At 71.0% G+C, this 20,247-nt stretch carries 16 protein-coding genes and 2 pseudogenes; 6 read left to right on the top strand and 12 right to left on the bottom strand.

What is annotated here, in order from left to right; translation table 11 throughout:
* Nucleotides 1–299 precede the first annotated feature (299 nt).
* The 3 genes and pseudogenes from BIV23_RS09670 (at nucleotide 300) to BIV23_RS09675 (ending at nucleotide 3,132) form a co-directional block, all read left to right on the top strand.
* Nucleotides 300–1,163 carry an isocitrate lyase/PEP mutase family protein gene (locus BIV23_RS09670; protein WP_071380362.1) on the top strand — a complete coding sequence of 288 codons (864 nt, stop codon included), beginning with the start codon at nucleotides 300–302 and terminating at the stop codon, nucleotides 1,161–1,163.
* Nucleotides 1,164–1,200: 37 nt separating this feature from the next.
* Nucleotides 1,201–1,407: pseudogene (locus BIV23_RS45915) on the top strand (alginate lyase family protein); the annotation flags it as partial.
* A 132-nt stretch (nucleotides 1,408–1,539) separates the two neighbouring features.
* Nucleotides 1,540–3,132, top strand: a complete 1,593-nt coding sequence (locus tag BIV23_RS09675; protein ID WP_071380363.1) for a carboxylesterase/lipase family protein — start codon at nucleotides 1,540–1,542, stop codon at nucleotides 3,130–3,132.
* Between the two features lie 205 nt (nucleotides 3,133–3,337).
* Here the strand turns inward: BIV23_RS09675 and mmuM are convergent, their stop codons facing one another.
* The 3 genes from mmuM to BIV23_RS09690 all read right to left on the bottom strand — a co-directional run bounded on the left by mmuM (nucleotide 3,338) and on the right by BIV23_RS09690 (nucleotide 5,910).
* Entirely contained in the window at nucleotides 3,338–4,267 is a 930-nt protein-coding gene (gene mmuM, locus BIV23_RS09680; protein WP_071380364.1) for a homocysteine S-methyltransferase, read from the bottom strand.
* Nucleotides 4,268–4,333: 66 nt separating this feature from the next.
* A complete protein-coding gene (locus tag BIV23_RS09685; RefSeq protein WP_071380365.1) occupies nucleotides 4,334–4,942 on the bottom strand; it encodes a DJ-1/PfpI family protein in 609 nt (202 codons plus the stop codon).
* Nucleotides 4,939–5,910, bottom strand: a complete 972-nt coding sequence (locus tag BIV23_RS09690; RefSeq protein ID WP_071380366.1) for a GlxA family transcriptional regulator — start codon at nucleotides 5,908–5,910, stop codon at nucleotides 4,939–4,941. The genes BIV23_RS09685 and BIV23_RS09690 overlap by 4 nt, the downstream gene beginning before the upstream one ends.
* Nucleotides 5,911–6,091: 181 nt before the next feature.
* Between BIV23_RS09690 and BIV23_RS51710 the strand changes: the two are divergent.
* Nucleotides 6,092–6,354, top strand: a pseudogene (locus tag BIV23_RS51710) (beta-xylosidase); the annotation flags it as partial.
* A 49-nt stretch (nucleotides 6,355–6,403) separates the two neighbouring features.
* Here BIV23_RS51710 and BIV23_RS09695 read toward each other — a convergent pair.
* The gene (locus tag BIV23_RS09695; protein WP_245790472.1) at nucleotides 6,404–8,152 is read right to left on the bottom strand and encodes a rhamnogalacturonan lyase B N-terminal domain-containing protein; all 1,749 of its coding nucleotides are present in this window, start codon (nucleotides 8,150–8,152) and stop codon (nucleotides 6,404–6,406) included.
* 190 nt (nucleotides 8,153–8,342) lie between these two features.
* Here BIV23_RS09695 and BIV23_RS09700 point away from each other — a divergent pair, with 190 nt between their 5' ends.
* Nucleotides 8,343–9,407 carry a rhamnogalacturonan acetylesterase gene (locus tag BIV23_RS09700; protein WP_425443473.1) on the top strand — a complete coding sequence of 355 codons (1,065 nt, stop codon included), beginning with the start codon at nucleotides 8,343–8,345 and terminating at the stop codon, nucleotides 9,405–9,407.
* A gap of 142 nt (nucleotides 9,408–9,549) precedes the next feature.
* Here the strand turns inward: BIV23_RS09700 and BIV23_RS50230 are convergent, their stop codons facing one another.
* A complete protein-coding gene (locus BIV23_RS50230; protein ID WP_177239814.1) occupies nucleotides 9,550–9,693 on the bottom strand; it encodes a hypothetical protein in 144 nt (47 codons plus the stop codon).
* A gap of 212 nt (nucleotides 9,694–9,905) precedes the next feature.
* Between BIV23_RS50230 and BIV23_RS09705 the strand changes: the two genes are divergently transcribed.
* Nucleotides 9,906–10,760 (top strand): isocitrate lyase/PEP mutase family protein, encoded by an 855-nt coding sequence (locus tag BIV23_RS09705; protein ID WP_071380368.1) that lies wholly within the window; start codon nucleotides 9,906–9,908, stop codon nucleotides 10,758–10,760.
* Here the strand turns inward: BIV23_RS09705 and BIV23_RS09710 are convergent.
* The 7 genes from BIV23_RS09710 to BIV23_RS09740 all read right to left on the bottom strand — a co-directional run bounded on the left by BIV23_RS09710 (nucleotide 10,694) and on the right by BIV23_RS09740 (nucleotide 20,244).
* Nucleotides 10,694–11,410 carry an alpha/beta fold hydrolase gene (locus BIV23_RS09710; protein WP_071380369.1) on the bottom strand — a complete coding sequence of 239 codons (717 nt, stop codon included), beginning with the start codon at nucleotides 11,408–11,410 and terminating at the stop codon, nucleotides 10,694–10,696. The two genes, BIV23_RS09705 and BIV23_RS09710, sit on opposite strands and share 67 nt — an antisense overlap.
* Nucleotides 11,403–11,987 carry a TetR/AcrR family transcriptional regulator gene (locus BIV23_RS09715; RefSeq protein WP_071380370.1) on the bottom strand — a complete coding sequence of 195 codons (585 nt, stop codon included), beginning with the start codon at nucleotides 11,985–11,987 and terminating at the stop codon, nucleotides 11,403–11,405. Before BIV23_RS09715 ends, BIV23_RS09710 begins: the two co-directional genes overlap by 8 nt.
* 162 nt (nucleotides 11,988–12,149) lie before the next feature.
* Nucleotides 12,150–15,026, bottom strand: a complete 2,877-nt coding sequence (locus BIV23_RS09720; protein ID WP_071380371.1) for a glycoside hydrolase family 2 TIM barrel-domain containing protein — start codon at nucleotides 15,024–15,026, stop codon at nucleotides 12,150–12,152.
* A 12-nt stretch (nucleotides 15,027–15,038) separates the two neighbouring features.
* Nucleotides 15,039–15,914 (bottom strand): carbohydrate ABC transporter permease, encoded by an 876-nt coding sequence (locus tag BIV23_RS09725; RefSeq protein WP_071380372.1) that lies wholly within the window; start codon nucleotides 15,912–15,914, stop codon nucleotides 15,039–15,041.
* Entirely contained in the window at nucleotides 15,911–16,879 is a 969-nt protein-coding gene (locus BIV23_RS09730; protein WP_071380373.1) for a carbohydrate ABC transporter permease, read from the bottom strand. Before BIV23_RS09730 ends, BIV23_RS09725 begins: the two co-directional genes overlap by 4 nt.
* A gap of 20 nt (nucleotides 16,880–16,899) precedes the next feature.
* Entirely contained in the window at nucleotides 16,900–18,162 is a 1,263-nt protein-coding gene (locus BIV23_RS09735) for an ABC transporter substrate-binding protein (RefSeq protein WP_071380374.1), read from the bottom strand.
* Between the two features lie 216 nt (nucleotides 18,163–18,378).
* The gene (locus tag BIV23_RS09740; protein WP_071380375.1) at nucleotides 18,379–20,244 is read right to left on the bottom strand and encodes a glycoside hydrolase; all 1,866 of its coding nucleotides are present in this window, start codon (nucleotides 20,242–20,244) and stop codon (nucleotides 18,379–18,381) included.
* Between the last annotated feature and the right edge of the window lie 3 nt (nucleotides 20,245–20,247).

The raw sequence follows: 20,247 nt of genomic DNA on the forward strand, positions 1-20,247 counted from the left end.
GCCCACCGTAGGAAGACGCTGCCCGCCCGGTCTTGAAGAAATCGGCCACCACGGGATCCCGGGCCCGCCGGCCTCAGGCTCACCGAGCCTTCGGCCTCGCCCCAGCCGATCAGGAACGACACCGGTCCGGAGGGGCGTGAACAACGTTTCTGCGGTGAAGCGACTCCGCCATTGGCGGTGAGTAAAGTTCGCATACATGGATGGTCATGTAAGCATCTGGAGATGCTTTCGTTTTGGCAAAGAGCGTCGATGTGTAGCCCGATCGCTCCGCGTCACCCACCCACGGAAGGAGCCGGTCCTTGATCTACGGAAACCAGCTGCGCGAGCGCATCGCCGGGCCCGGGACCACACCCCTGATCGGCGTGTACGACATGTACTCGGCGTCGATCGCGGCCAGGCACTACGACGGCATGTTCGTCTCGGGCTTCGGATTCGCGGCGTCGTACTACGGGCTGCCGGACATCGGTTTCATCGCCTGGCCCGACATGGTGGCCTTCGTGCAGCGGCTGAGGGGTGCGTTCCCGCACCACCACCTGCTGGTGGACATCGGCGACGGTCACGTCGACCCCGAGGTCGCCTGCCACGTCGTCGAGGGGCTGGAACGCATCGGGGCCTCCGGGGTGATCCTGGAGGACCAGAAACGGCCCCGCCGCTGCGGGCGCGCCGACGGCAAGCAGGTGCTGCCGCTGGAGGAGTACCTGGAGAAGCTGAACAAGGTCCTCGAGGCCCGCAAGGACCGGGTCGTCGTCGCCCGGACGGACGCCACCGACGAGCACGACATCCTGCACCGTGCCGAGCGGCTGGCCGCCACCGGCGCCGATGTCGTCCTCGTCGACGGGGTGCGCAGCGGCGCATGGATCCAGCGCATCCGTACGGTCGTGGGGGACAAGCCGCTGCTGTTCAACCAGATCGCCGGCGGCAAGTCGCCCCGGCTCTCCCTCGGTGAACTGACCGGTCTCGGCGTGGACGTGGCGATCTACAGCACCCCGTGCCTGTTCGCGGCGCACGAGGCGATGGACTGCGCACTCGGCGACCTGAAGGCGGCCGACGGCAGGCTGCCCGAGGTGGACCCCGCGAGCGGTATCGGCGTGAAGGCCTCCACCAGCCTGCTGGAGCGCAACATCGCCCCCGAGCGGCCCAGCGCCGAGGACGTGGGCGTGTGAGCGGTGCCGCGGCCCGGCTGACCGGCTGGCGCACGGCGTCATCGCCTCCGGCTCCCGGGGCCGGCTCCGCCCCGTATGGGCGATGCCCCACTTCCACTACAACCGCCGCCTCCACCTCGACGACAGGTGCATCTCCGCCATGTACGACGACCTCGTCGCTCCCGAGGGCGGCGGCGGGGACTACGGCTCCACCAGCGGCGGCTACGACCAGCTCGGCTTCGCCACCCTGATGTGCACTAAGTAGCAGATACATCACGTAACGTGTCCGAATAGCCCGAACGGCCCTCCCACGCGCCCGTGCACCGGAATACCGGACGCGCCTGTGATGCTCTGATGTTGCACGGTGCGCGAGTGCGCGGCGAAGGGCTGGTGGGCGATGACGGCAGGCCGGACGAACCCCGAGGTCAGTACGGCGTACGGGGCCGTGCGCGGCCGGTACGAACACGGCGTCGCGGTCTTCCGGGGCATCCCGTACGCAGCCCCGCCCTTCGGCCCCCGGCGATTTCGCCCGCCCGAGCCGCCCGAACCCTGGGACGGCGTGCGCGACGCCGGCGCCTTCGGACCCACCGCGCCGAAACCGCCGTACTCCGAAGCCTTCGCCCAGTATCTGTCCGACCCCGAGATCCCCGGCGACGACTGCCTCAACCTCAACGTCTGGACCCCCGCCCCGGACCCCGCCGCCCACCTACCCGTCCTGGTCTGGCTCCACGGCGGCGCCCTGACCAGAGGATCCTCCGCCGTACCCGTCTACGACGGCACCAGCTTCGCCCGCGACGGCGTCGTCTGCGTCTCCGTCAACTACCGTCTCGGCATCGAGGGTTACGGCCTCTTCCCCGACGCACCGCCCAACCCCGGCCTGCGCGACCAACTCGCCGCGCTGCGCTGGGTCCACGACATGATCGGCGCCTTCGGCGGCGACCCGGACCGGATCACCCTGTGCGGCCAGTCGGCGGGCGCCATCAGCGCCGGTACCCTGCTCGCCGCCCCCCAGAGCCAAGGTCTCGTCCGGCGGGCGGTCCTGCAGAGCGGCCCGCCCGAGGTCCTCGACCGCGACAAGGTACGGCGCATGGTGCGCCGCATGGCCAACCGGCTGAAGATCCCCGCCACCGCCGAGGCCTTCGCCGCCGTCGACCGCGATCTGCTGCTGCGCACCCAGGCCGAGGCCGGCCGGCTCGGCAGCCCCGTCCTCGGCGGACCCGCCTTCGGCATCGTGGTGGACGGCGACCTCGTACCCCGCGACCCGCTGGAGTCGCTCATCGACGGCGACGCGGCCCGCGGCGTCGACCTCCTCATGGGCTGGACACGCGACGAGTACCGGCTGTGGCTCGTCCCCGGCGGCCTGCTGGAACGGGTCGACCGGCTCGGCGCCGTCGCCCTCGCCGGCGCCATGGCCCGCTGCCACACCGGCCACGAGGTGCCCCGCGGCTACCGCGCCCTGAACCCCGACGCCGGCACAGCCGAGATCGTCGGCCAGATGGTCACCGACCACCTGCTGCGCGTGCCACTGCACCGCCTCGCCGACGCCCGCCCCGGCACCTCGTACCTCTACGAGTTCGCCTGGCCCTCCGGCCTCCCCGGCCTCGGCGCCTGCCACGCCCTGGAACTGGGCTTCGTCTTCGACACCGGCGCCGCCCCCGAATCCAGAAAACTGGCCGGAGACGGCGCACCGCCGGACCTGTGCACGCAGATGCACACGGCCTGGGTACGCTTCGCGACGAGCGGGGACCCGGGGTGGCAGGCCTGGGACGCGACCCACCCGGTGCGGATCTTCGGCGACGGTGGACCGTATACCGCATACGGTCCACGGGATACGGAAGTCGCCCTCTGGTCGACCGTCCCCACCCCCACCCCCACCCCCACCCCCGCCGCCCCGGAACCCGGCCCCACCGCGGAGATCCGAGCCCCCGGCGCCGAATGGGCGGCGGCGGTAAGGCGATTGAGGCGCTCGGTGGGGGCGCGGCGAAGGTGATCGTCGGCGGTCTACAGTCGCCAGTCGCCGGTCGGCAGTGGATTGTCCACAGTCGTCGGGCGCCAACCCGATGCGCGGGCTGCCAGGCGGCCGGGCCGCCGGACCGGCAGCCCGAACGGATCACCAGCCCGTCGGGCTGCGCCGTCAGGTCGCTGAGCGGCTGTACGGCCAGACCGCTAGACCGCTGGGCCGGACCGCTGGATCGCTAGATCGCGGCCAACCCCTGCCGGATCGACGCGATCGCCTCCGGCCCCACCCGGCAGCACCCCCCGATGAGCCGCGCACCCGCGTTCCGCCACGCCTTCACCTGCTCGGTGGCGAACCTCGACCGCCCCGTCCAGGCCCGCGCCTCCGCGTCCCAGGCCTCCCCGCTGTTGGGGTAGACCACGACCGGCTTGCCGGTGACCCGGGCCGCGATCTCCGTCGCGGGCCCGACGTCCTGCGGGGCGCAGCAGTTGACGCCCACCGCGATCACCTCGTCCACCTCCGCGGCCAGGGCGAACGCCTCCTCCAGGGGCTGCCCGGCACGCGTGTGCGTACCGTCGACCGTATACGAGAGCCAGGCCGGTACGCCCAGCCCGCGCATCGCCCGGAGCAGTGCGACGCCCTCGTCGGCGTCGGGAACCGTCTCCAGCGCGAGGACGTCCGGCCCGGCGCCGGCCAGTACCTCCATGCGCGGCCGGTGAAAACGCTCCAGCTCGTCCACGCTCAGCCCGTACCGGCCGCGGTACTCGGCACCGTCCGCGAGCATCGCCCCGTACGGCCCGACCGAGGCCGCCACCCACAGCGGCCGTGCGACGCCCGCATCCAGGGCCCGCCTGGCGGCCGTACGGGCCAGGTCCACGCTCCGCGCGAGGAGCCGCGCCGCCTCGTCGTGGCCGATGCCGCGCCGGGCGAAACCCTCGAAGGTGGCCTGGTAGCTGGCGGTGATCGCGACGTCCGCGCCCGCCAGGAAGTAGGCGAGATGCGCCTCGGCCACCGCGTCCGGTTGCTCCGCCAGCAGCCGCGCCGACCACAACTCGTCGCTCAGGTCGTGCCCGGCCGACTCCAACTGGTTGGACATGCCGCCGTCGAGCACGACCGTCCCGTCGGCGAGGGCGTTGGCGAGGCTGGGGGAGGTGTTGCCGCTGGTCATGACATGACGCTAGTCGAAACGGAGCCGGCCGGGCAGCCGTGTCCAGTACGTGAGTACACCAGGCTGTCAGACGGCGACCGCCGGTTCGTCGGCGAGGTAGGGCGGGGCGGGCTCGTACTGGATGTACCGGCGTACGTCGCGGGCGTGGTCGCGGCCGTGGAGGCGGCCGATGAGCCACAGGGCCATGTCGATTCCGGCTGAGACGCCCTGACTGGTGACGAGGTTCTCGTCCACGACGTAGCGGGCGTCGCGGACAACGGTGATGTCACCCCGGGCCTGGAGGGAGTCCTCGAACTGGTGGTGGGTCGCCACCCTTCGCCCGCGGGCCGGGCCTGCCTCGTGCAGCAGCAGGGCCCCGGTGCACACGCTGGTGGTCCACGCGGCGTCGGCGGCGGTGGCGCGGATCCAGTCGACGAGCACGGGGTTGGACACTTCGCGACGGGTCCCGTTGCCGCCCGGGACCAGCAGGACGTCCAGCGGAGGGTGGTGGTCCAGGGTGCGGTCCGGCAGGACCCGCATGCCTTTGTTGCAGCGGACGGCGCCGGGGTGTTCGGCGATGAGCAGCACGGTGTCGGCGTGTTCGCGCAGCATCGAGGAGGCGGTGAACACCTCCCACGGCCCGGTGAAGTCCAGCTCCTCCGCTCCGTCGAAGATGAGTATCCCGTAGGTGGTCATACGTGTTCCTCCGCGGACCGGAATCGGTCTCGGTAGTCGGACGGTGCAACACTCAGATGCCGGTGAAAAGCGCGGCGCAGCGTCTCCGCGGTGCCGAAGCCGTACCGGCGCGCGATGGTCTCGACAGGGTGGGAGCTCTCGGCGAGCGCCCGTTTGGCGGCCTCGATGCGTACGCCCTCGACGTACGTCGCAGGCGGGACGCCGAGCTCGGCGGTGAACCTGCGCTGCAGATGGCGGGGGCTTAGACCGGCGCGTACGGCGAGATCGTTGATGCCGTGCCGGGCACCGGGATCGGAGTGGATCGCCGTGACCAGGGCGCGGATGGGATCGCTGGCCGGCTGCGCGGACCACAGCGCCACGCTGAACTGCGACTGGCTGCCGGGGCGGCGCAGGAACAACACCATCTCCTGTGCGACGGCGTGGGCGACCTTGTGGCCCACGTCGTTCTCCACCAGGGCCAGTGCGAGGTCCATACCCGCCGTCACCCCGGCCGACGTCCACACCCGCCCGTCCCTGAGGAAGATCGGATCGCAGTCGACGACCAGTTCGGGATGTTCCCGGACGAGCTGCTCCTCGCGCGCCCAGTGAGTGGTCACCCTCCGCCCGTGCAGCAGTCCGGCGGCGGCCAGCAGGAACACCCCGCTGCACACCGAGGTGACGCGCCGAGCGGTGGCTCCTGCCGTGGCGATCCAACGCGTCAGCGTCGGATCGTGCCGGGCCCGGTCGATTCCGTTGCCGCCGGCCACCACCAACGTGTCGATCCCCGCAGGGTCCAGATCGGCCACCCCGTAGGGGGCGTGCACCGGAACGCCGCTGCCGGACCGGACCGGCCCCGGCATCGGTGCCGTGATCTGGCAGGAGTATCCGCCGGTGAGCCGGTGGGCGTGCTGGAACACCTCGTACGGGCCGAAGAGGTCCAGGGGCTGGAAACCCTCGAAGACGACGAAGACGACGCGGCGCTGCTTCACCCCTCCACCCTGTGATCCGACGCGGATGGCGTCAACGACGCACACCCCACACTTCGCGCCATACGGGAGACCGCAGGGCGGCCGCCACCGCGAACCCGCACGGCTCGGGAGGTCCCCGCCGCCGTCCCACTGTCCCGTCCACCCGCCCGATGAGAGAGCTTTCCCCATCCCGTGGCCGGATGGCGCCACGGGCCGGAGCCCCGATCAGCAGCAGTACGCCACCGCCACCTCCCTCGCCGGCCCCTGGACCTCCTGGACCGACATCGGCGACTCCACCGCGCATGGCTCGCAGACCGCCTACGTCCTTCCCGTGCAGGGGAGTTCGGGCACCCCTACCTGTACATGGGCGACCGCTGGGGCAACTCCTTCGGCCGCCCGGTCGACGACTCCCGGTACGTCTGGATGCCGCTGACCTTCCCGGCCTCCACGTCGATGTCGATGTCCAACCAGTTCAGGTCAACACGTGCGGCTCAGCACATGGGGATCAGCGTGGTCAGGCCAGCAGATCGATCGCGTCGATCGCCGTGCCCGCGCTGAGATAGCCCGTCGTCCCCGAACCGCTCACCACGTTGATCTTCAGTACGTTGTACTGGCTGGTGTCCGTGAGCCACGCACTGGCCGGGACGCTGTAGGTGAAGGTGTAGTTGTTGCCCCGGTACGAACCGACCGTCAGGGACCGGGTGCTCGGCTGCGCGGGCGGGGAGGGGATCGACGACGTCCAGTCGTTGACGGTGATCTGCGGCCGGCCGTTGGCGTAGGCCGTCGTCACACCGATTCTCAGCGTGTGCGCGGCAGCGGCCTGCGCGGCGGTCAGCTTGAAGTACACGATCAGGCCGCTGTTGACGTCCTTCCACAGGTAGCAGGGGAAGGCGGACGTCTCGGTGCCGCTGCCGATCACCACATTGCCCGTCCAGGTGGACGCCCGTACGTCCGAGGGGTGCGCGTACGTCATCAGGTCCGCGTTCTTGAACCCGCCCGGCGTGCCGTCCCAGTTGCCGATCCGCCAGATGGCGGCCGCGTTCGACGGATCGTTGGAGGACGGGACGGCGATCGTGTTGAGGGTGGTCGTCGCGCCCGCGGATACGGTCGTCTGTGTACTGTATACAGCCAACTCTCCTTTGTAGACAGTCAGCGTGTATACACCCGGCAGGATCCTGGATGCCGAGAAGTAGCCGTCCGACGCCCGTGCCGTCCCCCAGTACTGCGCCGAGGAGTTGGCGAGCCCGACCGTGTAGGTGTACGCCGTGTCCCGTCCGCTGAGGCCGACCCCGGCCACCCGGCCCCGGCCGCTCTCGGCGACGTACCCGGAGATGCCGAGCGAGTCGGCCCACGGCGTGGTGAGGGTGTCGTGGTACAGCGCGGACGACGGCGCGCCGCCGTCGGTGAAGGCGATGACGTACGGGCCCTGGAGGCCGAATCGCTCGGACTCGGTCTGGTTCTCACCGTAGTAGAGGATCTCGTACAGTCCGCCGCCGTCGGCGCTCTGGTGGCGCAGCAGCGAGCGGTAGAACGGGCCGCCGGAGGCCTTCTCGTGGTTGCTGCGCACGATCCACAGGCCCACGCTGCCGGTGGTCCAGCCGATGTAGTCGACGTCGATGACGCGGCGCTTCGCATAGTGCTTGGAACGGGTCTGGCCGTCGGACTTGGCGAAGACGTCCGAGGCCTCGACGGTGCTGGTGGTGTAGGCGTAGGAGTCCGGTTCGTCGTTGAGGAACAGGCCCGCCCGCACGCGCACGATGTACCGGGTGGCCGTGACGGAGGAGTCGGCCTTGTTCGTCCACAGGTAGATGTTGTTCTCGCCGCTGCGGGCCGCGTAGTAGTGCCGCAGGGTGCCGTGGGCGACGGAGATCAGGATGGTCGGGCCGGACTGCTCCAGCGTCACGGTGGAGGCGCCGAGGCCGGACTCGACCTGGGAGTTCTTGCCGCCGTAGCCCTGGTACTCGGTGCCCTTGTACACCAGCGAGGTCAGGTCGCCGTCGGTCTTGCTGACCTTGAAGACGAGGCTCGCGCCGGTGTCGACGACGTAGTGGGAGCCGTCGTCGCTCCAGCCGAAGCTCGCCGCCGACGCGCTGCCGGCGAGCGGTCCGGACAGGGCTGCCGTACCGGCGGCGGCCGCGGCGGTGACGACGAAGGCGCGGCGGCTGACCACGCCGCCCACGTCGTCCGCGCCGCGCTGGCTGTCCGCGCCGCATGCGGCGTTTGCGCCGTTCATGCCGTCCGCGCCGTTCGGGATTCCGGGCATGGGGGTGCCTCCTTCGGGAGGTCCGGGGAGTGCGGGTGTGAGGCAGGGTGACAGTTGAATCGATTTCGCGAAAGGGCTTACAGGCTATGCTTGTTGGAGCGCGTGTGAATTTGGCAAGGAAGCTAGAAAGCGCTTGCCTTAGACGGTACGGTCCACCGGCCGGACCCTGCCGAAGGCCGAGGAGTCACGAGTGAGACGTCCCAGTGCCGTGCGCGGCGCCGTACTGACCGCGATCACGGTCACGGTCACCCTGTGCGCGAGCCTGGCGGCAGCCCCCGCCCAGGCCCGTCCCGGGCCCCGGCCGCCCGGCCCGGAGAACTGCACGGACACCGGCTGCCACTTCGACGTACCGCCGGGCACGTACGACGTCACCGTCCGGCTCGGCGCCGCGACGTCCTCCCGTACGGCCATCACCGGCGAGAGCCGGCGCTCCCTGCTCCCGGAGACCGCCGTCGCGGCCGGCGCGCGGGTCACCCGCAGTTTCACCGTGAACGTCCGCACCCCCGAGGGCGAGCCGACCGGCCCCGCCGGAACCCCCGGCCTCGACCTGGCGCTCGGCGGCGCCGCCCCCGCCCTCGCAGGCATCAGGGTCACCCCGGCCCGGCACGCCCGGCAGATCATCCTGATCGGCGACTCCACCGTCTGCGACCAGCCCGCCGCCCCGTACTCCGGCTGGGGCCAGCAGCTGCCGCAGTACCTGCGCGAGGGCCTGTCGGTGGCCAACTACGCCGACTCCGGCGAGAGTACGGTCAGCTATCTCGCCGATCCGCGGTTGTGGGACACGGTCCGGCCGCTGATGCACCCCGGCGACCTCGTCCTGGTCCAGCTCGCCCACAACGACAAGACCACCGACGAGGCCACCTACCGCGCCAACCTGGAGACCATGGTCGCGGGCATCCGGGCCCGGGGCGGCGAGCCGGTGCTCGTCACCCCGATCGTGCGGCGCTGGTTCAACGCCGACGGCACCCTGGACAATGGCAACGCCCTGCTGGTCAACGGCCTCGGCGTCGACCTCCCGGCGGTCGTGCGGTCCGTCGCCGCCGCCGAGCACGTGCCCCTGATCGACCTCACGGCGCGGACCGAGGCCATGGTGGAGTCCCTGGGCGTGGAGGGCTCCAAGGCGATCTACCTCTACAACGAGAAGCGCGACAACACCCACACCTCCGTGCACGGCGCGACCGTCTTCGCGGGCCTCGTCCGAGACGCGCTCGTGGCCGGGCATCTGGTGCCCGAGGGCCTGGTGCGGCGGGGATGAACTCCTGGGGCGTCCCGACCGGAACCGGGGCGCCCCAGGACCGGTGAGGCGGGAACGCCGCCGCGCCCCGACCGACCGGCGAGCCGCGTGTGCCGTCGAGCGCGACCGCGGTGACCGTCCGGTTCCACTCGCGGGCGTTGTGCTAACCGGTGCACAGACAGGGGTACTTGGCGCTCAGGGATACGGCTGTGGAGGTGATGCTCAGGTCGGCGGCGACGGAGGCCGCGCCGGCCGTGGTGGCGCGCCATACGCCCGCGAGCAGCCCGGCGGCGAGCGCGCCGATCACGGGCGGCCGGCCCGAAGGCTGCCGTAGCGTTTCCGGTGCGCTCTGTGCCCGGTGCGACCGGTGGCCCGTGTGGCCCGTGTGACCTGTGAACTTGTGTGATCGGTGACCTGTGTGATCTGTGTCTGCGTGACGGGAGGGGTGGCCTACGTCGTGCGGTCGGCGTCGTCCATCGTTCGGTGCGCGCCGAAGCGTCCGGCGCCTAGCGTGGCCGTATGACCGCAGAGCCCACCCTGAACGTGACCGTGCCCGTGCCCTCGTTCGCCGCGCTGCACCACCGCCCGGGCGAGCCGTTGCTGCTGCCCAACGCGTGGGACCACGCCTCGGCCGCCGCGCTCGCCGCCCGCGGGTTCGTGGCGATCGGTACGACCAGCCTGGCCGTCGCGGCGGCGGCCGGACTGCCCGACGGCCGGGGCGTGACCCGCGACCAGACCCTGGGGCTCGCCCTCACGCTCGGCTCGGAGCCGTATCTCCTCTCCGTCGACGCGGAGGACGGATTCTCCGACGACCCCGGCGAAGTCGCCGAGCTGGCCCGCCAGTTGTGGTCCGTCGGTGTCGTCGGCATCAACCTGGAGGACGGGCTCGGGCCGGTCGCCCGTCATGCCGCGAAGATCGCCGCGGTGAAGGCCGCCGTGCCCGGCCTGTTCGTCAACGCCCGCACGGACACGTACTGGACGGGCGACGGCGGGGGCGGTGACGGCGCCGGTGACACCGTCGGGACGGACACCCTGCACCGCCTCGACGCCTATCAACAGGCAGGCGCCGACGGGGTGTTCGTGCCCGGGCTGTCCGATCCGGACCGCATCCGCCGCCTCGTCCGCCACCTCGACGTCCCGCTCAACATCCTCTACTCGCCCACCGGCCCCACGGTCTCCCGCCTCGCCGACCTCGGCGTCGCCCGGGTCAGCCTCGGCTCGCTCCTCTACCGGCGGGCGCTGGGTGCGGCGCTGGACGCGGTGGCCGACATCGCGGCCGGGCGGGCGCCGGGCGGGACGACGCCGTCCTACGCCGAGGTGTGCGCACCGGACAGGAACGTCTCGGTGAGCAGGCCGGCGAATTCCTCCGGATGATCCAGCGTGCCGAGATGCCCGCCCGGGAACTCCACGAAGGAGCCGCCGAGACGATCGGCGAGGAACTCGGCGGTGCGGTACAGGAGTTGCCCGCGCGAGTCGGCCCCGGCGGCGAGGGCGAGACGGACCCCGGCGGCAGGGGCGGACGGGACGTGGTCGGTGAAGGGGCGCAGGACGTGCGCGAGGAAGACGCCCATCGGGGTCGCCGACTCGCCCTCGGCGGGCGGCCCCTCGGTCCCGTCGAACTGCGCGAGCAACTCGGCCCGCCGTTCCGCCCCGTCCGGCAGCACCGTCACACACGGCGGCTCGTGCGCCACCACGCCCGCCAGCCGCCCGGGATGCCGGGCGAGGAGGTCGAGTACGGCGATCCCGCCGGAGCTGGTGCCGAACACGTACGCCCGCTCGCCCGGCGGCAGCACGGCCCGCAGCAGCCGGTGCGCCCCCTCGCTCCAGTCCGCCGGACGCTGGTCCGGCACCGGCAGGCCGAGCCGCCCGTGGGCGAGCCCCAGCGGGTCGTACGTCACGACGGTGAAGCGCCGCGCCAGCCGCTCGGCCAGCGGCCCGAACCCCATGGGGTGCCCGGCCCCGCCCGGCACGATCAGCAGAACGGGGCCGCTGCCCGTGACATCGTGGTGCAGGGACTCAGTCATCGTTCCTCGTCTCCCGGGGCCAGTGCGTGAGGGCGAGGTGCAGGGCTTCCACGGCCTTGTCCCAGGAGACCTGTACCTCGCGGGCCGCGCCGAAGCCGCCCGTGGACTCCAGGGCGCAGTAGCCGTGGAACGTGCTGCGCAACAGCCGTACGGCGTCCGTCAGGTCGGGTTCGTCGAGGCCGTAGGCGCGCAGCATCCCGTAGGTGATCTCGGCCGTGCGGCGCATCGCGGGGGAGTCGGCGATCAGGGACTGGTCGATGCGGATCTGGGTGGCCGCGTACCGGCCGGGGTGCTCCAGGGCGTAGGCGCGGTAGGCGCCCGCGAAGGCGGCCAGCGCGTCCTTGCCCGCCCGGCCTGCCACGGCCGCGGCGATCCGCTCGATCAGCTCGCCGCCCGCGTGCAGTGCGAGCCGGGTCCGCAGGTCCGTAAGACCCCTGACGTGCGAGTACAGACTCGCGTCCTTCACACCGAAACGACGGGCCAGCGCGGACAGCGTGACGTTCTCGAAGCCCGCCTCGTCGGCGAGGTCGGCCGCCGCCGCGATCAGCCGGTCGACGCTGAGTCCCGCACGCGCCATCAGCCGACACCTCTCCTTGGATACCTAGGTTCAATCCTAGGGTATCTAGGTTTGGGGTGAGCGGCCGCCAAGGCGGGAGCGCGGCACGCACGACGCGACCGCGGCCGGCCGGCACGCGCCGGCCGGCCGCGGTGGGTGTCGGGGCCGGGTCGGTCGAACGGGTCAGTCGGCCGGCGAGAACACGAAGGAGAACTCCGCCGGCTCGGCCCGCAGGTGGTACTGCGGCAGCGGGCCCGGTCCGCAGGACTGGGAGCCGATGCCGTGCTGGCCGTGGTCGAGGTTGACCCAGACGGTGCCGTCCGGCGTGAGGTCCGTGCGGTGGGCGGCGGCGTCCAGTTGTTCGGTGGTCCAGCGACGGGCGGTGAGGAGGAACTCCGGGTCGCCCTCGATGCGCAGACCGCCCAGCTCCGCCCAGCGGACGTCGATCCGGGCGCCGTTCTCCTGCGGACGTACGTACGGCGTCTGCATACCGTCCACAGTCGACTGCCAACGGCCGACCGTCGACGCCATCCTGCTGTCTGCATACGCCTCACCGGGCCCGCCGCCGAACCACCGCACCTCGTCGGCCGCCGACAGGCCGAAGCGGATGCCGAGCCGGGGCAGTGGGACGGTCCAGTCGCCCTCGGGGGTCGTGCATACAGTCAACCGAAGACTGTCTCCATCAGACGTCCAGCGGTATACCGTCGACAGTCCCACCTCCGCCGCGGCCGGCGCCACCCGCGTCCGCACGGTCAGCGCGTGCTCGCCGGCCTCGACCGCGTCCAGCCGGTGCCGCATCCGGTGCAGGCCCAGCTGACGCCACAGCAGGCCGTAGCGTGTGTCGGTCTGCCAGGCGGCGCCGTCGTCGTTGTCGGTCGTGGCGCGCCACACGTCGAGCCGCGGAGCGGTGACCGGCACGGCGCCGATCGCGGTCAGGGCGCCGGTGCGGGCGTCGAAGGTGCCGGGGCCCAGGGTGATCACCCCGGCGTCGGACACCGGGCGGGCGGTCGGTGCGAGCGACGGCACCCGGCGCGGCGAGGCCAGGACCTGACCCCAGGCGACGATGTGGCCCTTCGGGGCCCACGGGGTCTCGGCGGCGAGGACCGCGCGCAGCGTCCAGTGGGCCTCGCCCGTCGGCGCCGCGGCGGGCGGCGCGGGCAGCTTCACCTCGGCGGACTCGCCGGGCGCCAGCTCGGGAACCGTCAGCGTGCCGGACTCCACCGGCTCCCCCTCGACCTCGTACGACCACGAGAACGAGAGCGCCGACAGGCCGGCGAAATCCTGCTTGTTGGTGATCCGGACCGTGCCGTCGCCGGGAGTGCCGCCGATGCCGACCGGTTCGATCACCTTCTTGAACTCGACCAGCCCGGGGGAGGGCTGCCGGTCCGGGAAGAGCAGGCCGTCGCAGACGAAGTTGCCGTCGTGCAGCTCCTCGCCGAAGTCGCCGCCGTAGGCGTAGCCCAGCTCCGGGTGCGCGATGCCGTGGTCGATCCACTCCCAGACGAACGCGCCCTGGAGCCGCTCGTGCGCCTCGAACAGCCGCTGGTAGTCGGCGAGTCCGCCGGGGCCGTTGCCCATGGCGTGGGCGTACTCGCAGAGGACGAAGGGGAGTTCGCGGCGCCTGCGGGTGCCGCCGTCCAGGTGCCGGCCGATCCGCTCGACCTCGGCGTGGGAGGCGTACATGCGGGAGTACATGTCCGTGTCACGGCAGTCGATGTCGCCTTCGTAGTGGACGAGGCGGGAGGTGTCGCGGTCGTGGATCCACTCGGCCATCGCGGTCAGGCCGCGGCCGGTGCCGGCCTCGTTGCCGAGGGACCAGATGACCACCGAGGGGTGGTTCTTGTCCCGCTCGACCATGCGGGAGGCGCGGTCCAGCAGGGCCGGGGTCCAGCGGTCGTCGTCGACGGGGTTGTCCCGCCAGCCCTGCTCGGTGAAGCCGTGGGTCTCCAGGTCGCACTCGTCGATCACCCACAGTCCGTACTCGTCGCACAGGTCGAGGAAGGCCGGGTGGGGCGGGTAGTGGGAGGTGCGCACGGCGTTGATGTTGTGCCGCTTCATCAGCAGCACGTCCTCGCGCATGGTGTCCAGGTCGAGGGCGCGGCCCCGCTCCGGGTGCCACTCGTGCCGGTTGACGCCCTTGAAGAGGACGCGCCTTCCGTTGACCTTGATCAGGCCGTCCGACAGTTCGACGGTACGGAACCCGATGCGCAGCGGCACCCGCTCGCCCTCGGTGGCCAGTTCGCCCGCGTACAGGCGCGGGACTTCCGCCGACCACGGCTGGACCGGCACGGTCGCGCTCTCGCCGGTCGCGAGGGCGATGCCGAGGTCCGGCACGGTGACCCGGCCGGGCACGTCGGAGTCGACCCGCAGGGTGCCGGTGCCGGAGAGATGGTCGTAGGAGGCGTGGACGAAGAAGTCGGCGGCGGCGCCCGCCGGCCGGTGCAGCAGGGTGACGTCACGGAAGATGCCCGGCAGCCACCACTGGTCCTGGTCCTCCAGGTACGAGCCGGCCGACCACTGGTGGACGCGGACCGCCAGTACATTGTCGACAGTCTTCAGCAGACTGCCGACCGCGAACTCGTGCGGCAGCCGCGAGCCCTTGAACTCGCCGATCTCCGTGCCGTTCAGCCACACCCGGGCGCAGGACTCCACCCCGTCGAAGCGCAGCACCGCGCCGCCCTCGGCGAGGTCCGGCCAGTCCGCCGGCAGGTCGAAGATCCGCAGATGGTCGCCGGTCGGGTTCTCGGTCGGCACGCGCGGGGGGTCGACCGGGAACGGGTAGAGGTGGTTGGTGTAGATCGGGGATCCGAGGACACCGTTGCCCTGGAGGACCCAGTGGCCGGGCACCGAGACCTCGGCCCAGTCACCGGCGTCGTACCCCTCGGCGGCGAAGGAGTCGTCCTCGGCGTCGGCCGTCCGGGACAGCCGGAAGCGCCAGCGTCCGTTCAGGGAAAGGGATGTGGCGTCGGAGGAGGCGTACCAGGCGCGTGGCGGCAGAGCGCCGGAGCCCGGGGAGACGTCCTCGACGTAAGCGGTTTCAGCGGTGGTACGGAAAGACATCGGTCTCCTCGCTCAGCCCTTGATACCGGTCTGCGCGATCCCCTGCACCAGCCAGCGCTGGAGGAAGAGGAAGACGAGCAGCAGGGGCAGGATGGACACGGCGGTGGCCATGAAGATCAGGTGGTAGTTGACGGTCTGGTTGGTCATGTACGACGACAGGGCGACCTGGACCGTCCAGGAGCTCGGGTCCTGGCCGATGACCAGCGGCCACAGGAAGGAGTTCCAGCCGTTGATGAAGGTGATGGTCGCCATCGCCGCGAAGAAGTTCAGCGAGTTGGGGACGACGACCCGCCAGTACGCGCCCCAGTAGCCGAGCCCGTCCACCCGCGCCGCCTCCTCCAGCTCCTTCGGGAACCCGAGGAAGTACTGCCGGAACAGGAAGCAGGTGAAACCACTGAACAGGCCCGGGATGACGAGCCCCCGGTAGCTGTCGACCCAGCCGAGGGACGAGACCAGGACGAAACTGGGCACGAAGGTGACAGCTGTCGGCACCATCAGGGTGGCGAGGACGGCGTAGAAGACCTTGCTGGCGTGCTGGTAGGGGATGCGGGCCAGGCCGTAGCCGGCCAGCGAGCAGATCAGCAGGATGCCGGCGGTCATGAGGACGGCGACGACCATCGAGTTCCACAGGGACCGGGCGAAGTCGACCGTCGTGTCGTCGAACAGCTCGGAGATGTTGCCCCACCGCAGATGCGTGGGGAAGAACTTCCAGTTCTCGCCCGTGATCTCCGCGTCCGTCGACAGGGCGTTGCGGACGATCAGATAGAAGGGGACGAGAAAGAACACCGCGGCGACGCTCACGGCGAGGTAGAGACCGGTGTTGCCGAGGGCGTCGGCGCGCCGCACACGGCGGCTCTTGGCGCCGGCCTCGGGTACGGACGTGGTCACGTGGACTCCTCTCCCCGTCCGAAGCCCATGATCCTGCCCTGGAACAGGGTGACGACGCAGATCAGCAGGGTCAGAATGACGGCGCCGGCGCTGCCGGAGCCGTAGTCCTGGCTGGCGCCGAGGGCGGTCTTGTAGAGGACCATGAGGGGTGTCTGGCCCCAGGTGGCGCGGGTGGTGATGAGGTTGTAGAACTCGTCGAAGGCCTGGTACGCGGCGATGAGCAGCAGCAGGATCACCGCGGTGGAGGTGGCGCGCAGCTGGGGCAGCGTGATGTACCGGAAGGTCTGCCAGCCGCGCCTGGCGCCGTCGATGGCGGCGGCCTCGTACAGCTCGCCGGGGATGTTCTGCAGGGCCGCGAGGAAGAGGATCATGTAGAAACCGGACTGCAGCCACAGGCGTACGGTCACGACGACCAGCCAGTACCAGGGCGGGCTCGGGTTGGACACCCAGGCGATGTTGTCGACGCCGAACCAGCCGACGACCGTGTTCGCCAGGCCGAAGCGGACGCCGTTGAACAGGGACATCTTCCAGATCAGCGCGGCGGCGACATAGCTGCACGCGGTCGGCAGGAAGAACACCGAGCGGAAGAAGGCGCGCAGGAGGCGCAGCCGGTGCACCAGCAGGGCGAGGCCGAGGGCGAGCGCCCAGGTGGTCGGCACGATGAACGCGGCGAACACGGTGAACGTCACCAGGGATCCGGTGAAGTCGCTGTTCGACAGCATGTGCCGGTAGTTGTCGAGGCCGACGAAGTGGCTCGGGGTGACGGTGAAGCGGGCGTCGTAGAAGCTGAGCCAGACGCTCCAGACGATGGGGACGAAGACGAAGATCACCAGGCCGATGAGGAACGGGCCGGTGAAGAGCCAGAAGTTGAGGGTCCGGTTCGCGCCGAGACCCTGCCGCGGCCGGGCCTTGGCGGGCCCGGCCGGGGCGGAGCGGGCGATGCCGCGGGTGGTGGTGGTCGACATGTCGGGGTCCGTCCGCCGGCCTATCCGAACAGCTTCTTCAGCTCGCGGCCGACCGTCCGGTCGGCCTTGTCGAGGGCGGCCTCCGGGTCACCGCCCTTGCGTACGCAGTCGGCGATGACGGAGTCCCAGGCGCTCCACATGGCCTGCGTCCAGCCGATGTTGTCGAAGTGGCCGTAGGTGTTGAACAGCTTCACGCCCTCGGCGGGCAGGCCCGACTTGAGCTTGTCGGCCCGGGCGGCGATCGACGTGCGCGGCGGGATGTGGAAGCCGTAGGAGGTGGCGAAGTCCTCCTGGTACTGCTTCTGGTCGATCCACAGCCACTTCACGTACTCCTTGGCCGCGTCCACGTCGCCGCCCTTGGCGTTGACGAACATCGACCAGCCGCCGTTGTAGACCGACGGCCTGCCCTTGCTGCCGACCTTCGGGAAGGGCAGGACACCGAGGTCGTCGCCGAGCGCCTGCTGCATCACGGGCATCGCCCACATGCCGCAGAACTGGATCGCGCACAGCCCCTGGCTGATCGCGGACGGGTCCCAGAAGTCGGCCGGGGCGTCCAGCAGCAGGCTGCCGCTGGTGAACAGCTTGCGCAGTTGCCGCAGGCCCTCGACGACCCCGTCGGTGTGGTAGCCGATCTCGTTCTTCGCGGTGAGGGTCTCGGCGCCGGCCGACCAGATCAGGGGTGCCTCGACGGCGTGTAGGTCGTTGCCGAGGAAGAGGCCCTTGACCTTGGGGGTGGTGAGCTTGGCGGCGGCCTCGATCAGCTCCTCCAGGGTGGTCGGCACCGCGACGTTCGCCTTCTGCAGCATCGACTTGCGGTAGAAGAGGAACTGCGGGTCGTCGATCATGCGGACGCCGTAGATCTTGCCGTCGTAGCTGTGCGAGGCGATGTCGGCCGGGTTGAAGTCGTCCTTGACCGGCTCGATGATGTCCGTCAGGTCCGCCACCTGGCCGCTCTTGACCAGCTGGATCTGCGGGTGGAACTCGAAGACGTCGGGTGCCTGCTGGGTGAGCAGGGCGGCGAAGAGCTTGGTCTCGTAGTCGGCGCCGGTGATCCACTGCGTGGACACGCCGGCCTTCGAGTAGGCCTTCGCGTACCGCTTGACGGCCTGCTCCACACCGGCCTCGCCGTAGGCGTGGAAGTACTGCTGCAGCTGCTTGCCCGAACCGCCGCCCCCACGCCCGTTGTTGCTGCCGCACGCGGCGAGCGGGGCGGCGACGGCCAGGCCGGCGGCGGCCCGGAGTAGCGTACGGCGGTCCCAGTGGCTGTTGCTCTGTGCCGACATGCTGACGTCCTTGTCTTTCGAGTACGGCGGGCGGCTCGGTGCGGGGACGTTAACCTTCGGCTAACACTTCGGCAAGGGGTTGGACGAAGTCCGTTCGAAGAGTTGTATCCGGTTCGGGATCGCGAACGGAGCGTCGGGGCACGGGAGATGAGGGCCGCCGGGCCAGGGGTGTGGCCGGCGGCCCTCGGCCGGGGGAGGGCGGAACGAAGGAGGGGACTACTGCCGGGACCAGGCCTCGTCGGCGCCGCCGTTGCAGTGGTGGAGGATCACCTCGCTGCCGTCCGCGGTGGCCTGCCCGCCGACGTCGAGGCACAGGCCCGACGCCTCGTTCACGATCTGCCCGTTGCCGTTCAGCAGCCACCGCCGGGTGCCGTCACCCGTGGCCGCGGCGCTCACGGTCAGCCCCGAACCGTCCGCCGTCAGATAGCCGTTGGCACCCTTCAGCGTGCCCCGGGCGTCGTACGACCACGCCTGGTCCGCCGTCCCCGTGCACGCGGTGATCGCGGCCCCCGAGGCGTCGGCGGTCAGGCACTTGCCGGACTGCCGGCCGGCCAGGGCGCCGGTGAGCGCCGAACCGCCGTGGCCGCTCCCTGACTTCCGGTCGAGGACGTACGTCGTGATCGAACGGGCGGCGAGCGTCGTGGACATGGTCCCGGCGCGCACCGAGGGCCTCGCGACCCGCGCCCAGTCCTCGCTCGCGGAGGTCCGCACGGCCTGCGTCGCCCGCACCGGGGCCGCGCTGTTGAAGTGCAGGTTCAGCGCGGTGCCGGTCGTGTTGTGGTTGTTCACCACGACCACCCACTGCCCGCCCCGGTCGTACGACGACACCTCCACGCCGTCCGGCGCCCCGGTCACGTCGTGCGCGACCGCGCCGGGCCGGACGAACTTGCTGTACTGGCCGAGCGCGTAGTAGCGCTTGGTGAAGTACAGGCGCTGGTCGCCGTTCGTCGCGTAGTCGGGGTCGTAGTAGATCAGGCCGTCGTTCCAGCCCTCGTCGTTCCTCGCGGTCGGGCTGGTGCCGTACCCGCTCGCCAGCGCCACCCACCACTGGAACGCCGAGTCGTGGGAGGTCGCGAAGTCCTTGTAGATGATCCGCGACATCAGCAGGGCGTTGTCGATCGTCGGGTCGTACTCCTGGTTCCAGCCCGTCGTGCCCTTGCCGAAGCAGCAGATCTCGGTGGCCCAGGAGGCCTTGCCGAGCGACCTCGACGTCTCGTAGACATTGCCGAGCCGGCCGTCGTCCGGGTCGTCGTACGTGTGATGGGCGAGCCTGGCGACGTACGGGGCGGTGCCCGGCTGGGACATCCACTGCGGCACTTCGCTCGTGAACTGCGTCGTCCTGCTGGATTCGTCCGCGATGACCGACGTCTTCTGGTGCCGGGCCCGCTGCTCGGCGCCGAGCGCGCGCACGATGTCGTCGCGCTGGTCCACCGGGACCGGCATGCCCTCCTGGCCGCAGTCGGCGAAGCTGTTGTCGGGCTCGTTGAACGGGCTGATGTAGTCCAGCCGTACGCCCTGGCGCGCGAAGTGATCGGTCACGTCGGCGACGTACTTCGCGAAGTCGGTCTCGTTCCCGGCCTTCAACTGCCCGCCGCAGCTCTTGCCGTTGGCCGTCCACCGCGCGGGCGCGCTGTTGACGAAGCCGATCAGGTCCTCGACCTTGTACTTCGCGGCGTACGCCAGGAACGTCCGGCCGCCCTTGTCCCTGCTCCAGTCGTAGGAGCCGTCGGCCTTGAGGAAGTCCTCGGCGGCGCGGGCCGGGGTGGTGACGGCGGTGCCGCCGCCACCGATGTTGTAGCGGTACGCGCTGAGGTCCAACCCCTGTGCGGAGAAGAGGAGTCGGGCGACCCTGGCCTGCACCTTCGGGTCGAAGTGCGTCAGGTCGTTGACCCACCAGGCGCCCGAGGCGCCGATGTCGTCGATGGTCTGGGCGGCGTGCGGGGAGACCTCGGCGGCGGCCGGGGCGGTGGCCCGGACGGTGGTGGCGCTCGCGGGCGGGGAGGCGAGGAGGGCGGCGCCGAAGGCCAGCGCGGCCGGGACCGCGAGCAGCGGGGATCTCTTGCGGGGGTGAGACACGTGCATCCC

Source organism: Streptomyces monashensis (assembly GCF_001866665.1).
Lineage (GTDB): Bacteria > Actinomycetota > Actinomycetes > Streptomycetales > Streptomycetaceae > Streptomyces > Streptomyces monashensis.

Excerpts from the sequence above, each read along its gene's own strand:
- BIV23_RS09675 (WP_071380363.1), top strand. The coding sequence starts at position 1,540 with ATGACGGCAGGCCGGACGAACCCCGAGGTCAGTACGGCGTACGGGGCC.
- mmuM (WP_071380364.1), bottom strand. The coding sequence starts at position 4,267 with ATGACCAGCGGCAACACCTCCCCCAGCCTCGCCAACGCCCTCGCCGAC.
- BIV23_RS09685 (WP_071380365.1), bottom strand. The coding sequence starts at position 4,942 with ATGACCACCTACGGGATACTCATCTTCGACGGAGCGGAGGAGCTGGAC.
- BIV23_RS09695 (WP_245790472.1), bottom strand. The coding sequence starts at position 8,152 with ATGCCCGGAATCCCGAACGGCGCGGACGGCATGAACGGCGCAAACGCC.
- BIV23_RS09705 (WP_071380368.1), top strand. The coding sequence starts at position 9,906 with ATGACCGCAGAGCCCACCCTGAACGTGACCGTGCCCGTGCCCTCGTTC.
- BIV23_RS09710 (WP_071380369.1), bottom strand. The coding sequence starts at position 11,410 with ATGACTGAGTCCCTGCACCACGATGTCACGGGCAGCGGCCCCGTTCTG.
- BIV23_RS09715 (WP_071380370.1), bottom strand. The coding sequence starts at position 11,987 with ATGGCGCGTGCGGGACTCAGCGTCGACCGGCTGATCGCGGCGGCGGCC.
- BIV23_RS09720 (WP_071380371.1), bottom strand. The coding sequence starts at position 15,026 with ATGTCTTTCCGTACCACCGCTGAAACCGCTTACGTCGAGGACGTCTCC.
- BIV23_RS09730 (WP_071380373.1), bottom strand. The coding sequence starts at position 16,879 with ATGTCGACCACCACCACCCGCGGCATCGCCCGCTCCGCCCCGGCCGGG.
- BIV23_RS09735 (WP_071380374.1), bottom strand. The coding sequence starts at position 18,162 with ATGTCGGCACAGAGCAACAGCCACTGGGACCGCCGTACGCTACTCCGG.
- BIV23_RS09740 (WP_071380375.1), bottom strand. The coding sequence starts at position 20,244 with ATGCACGTGTCTCACCCCCGCAAGAGATCCCCGCTGCTCGCGGTCCCG.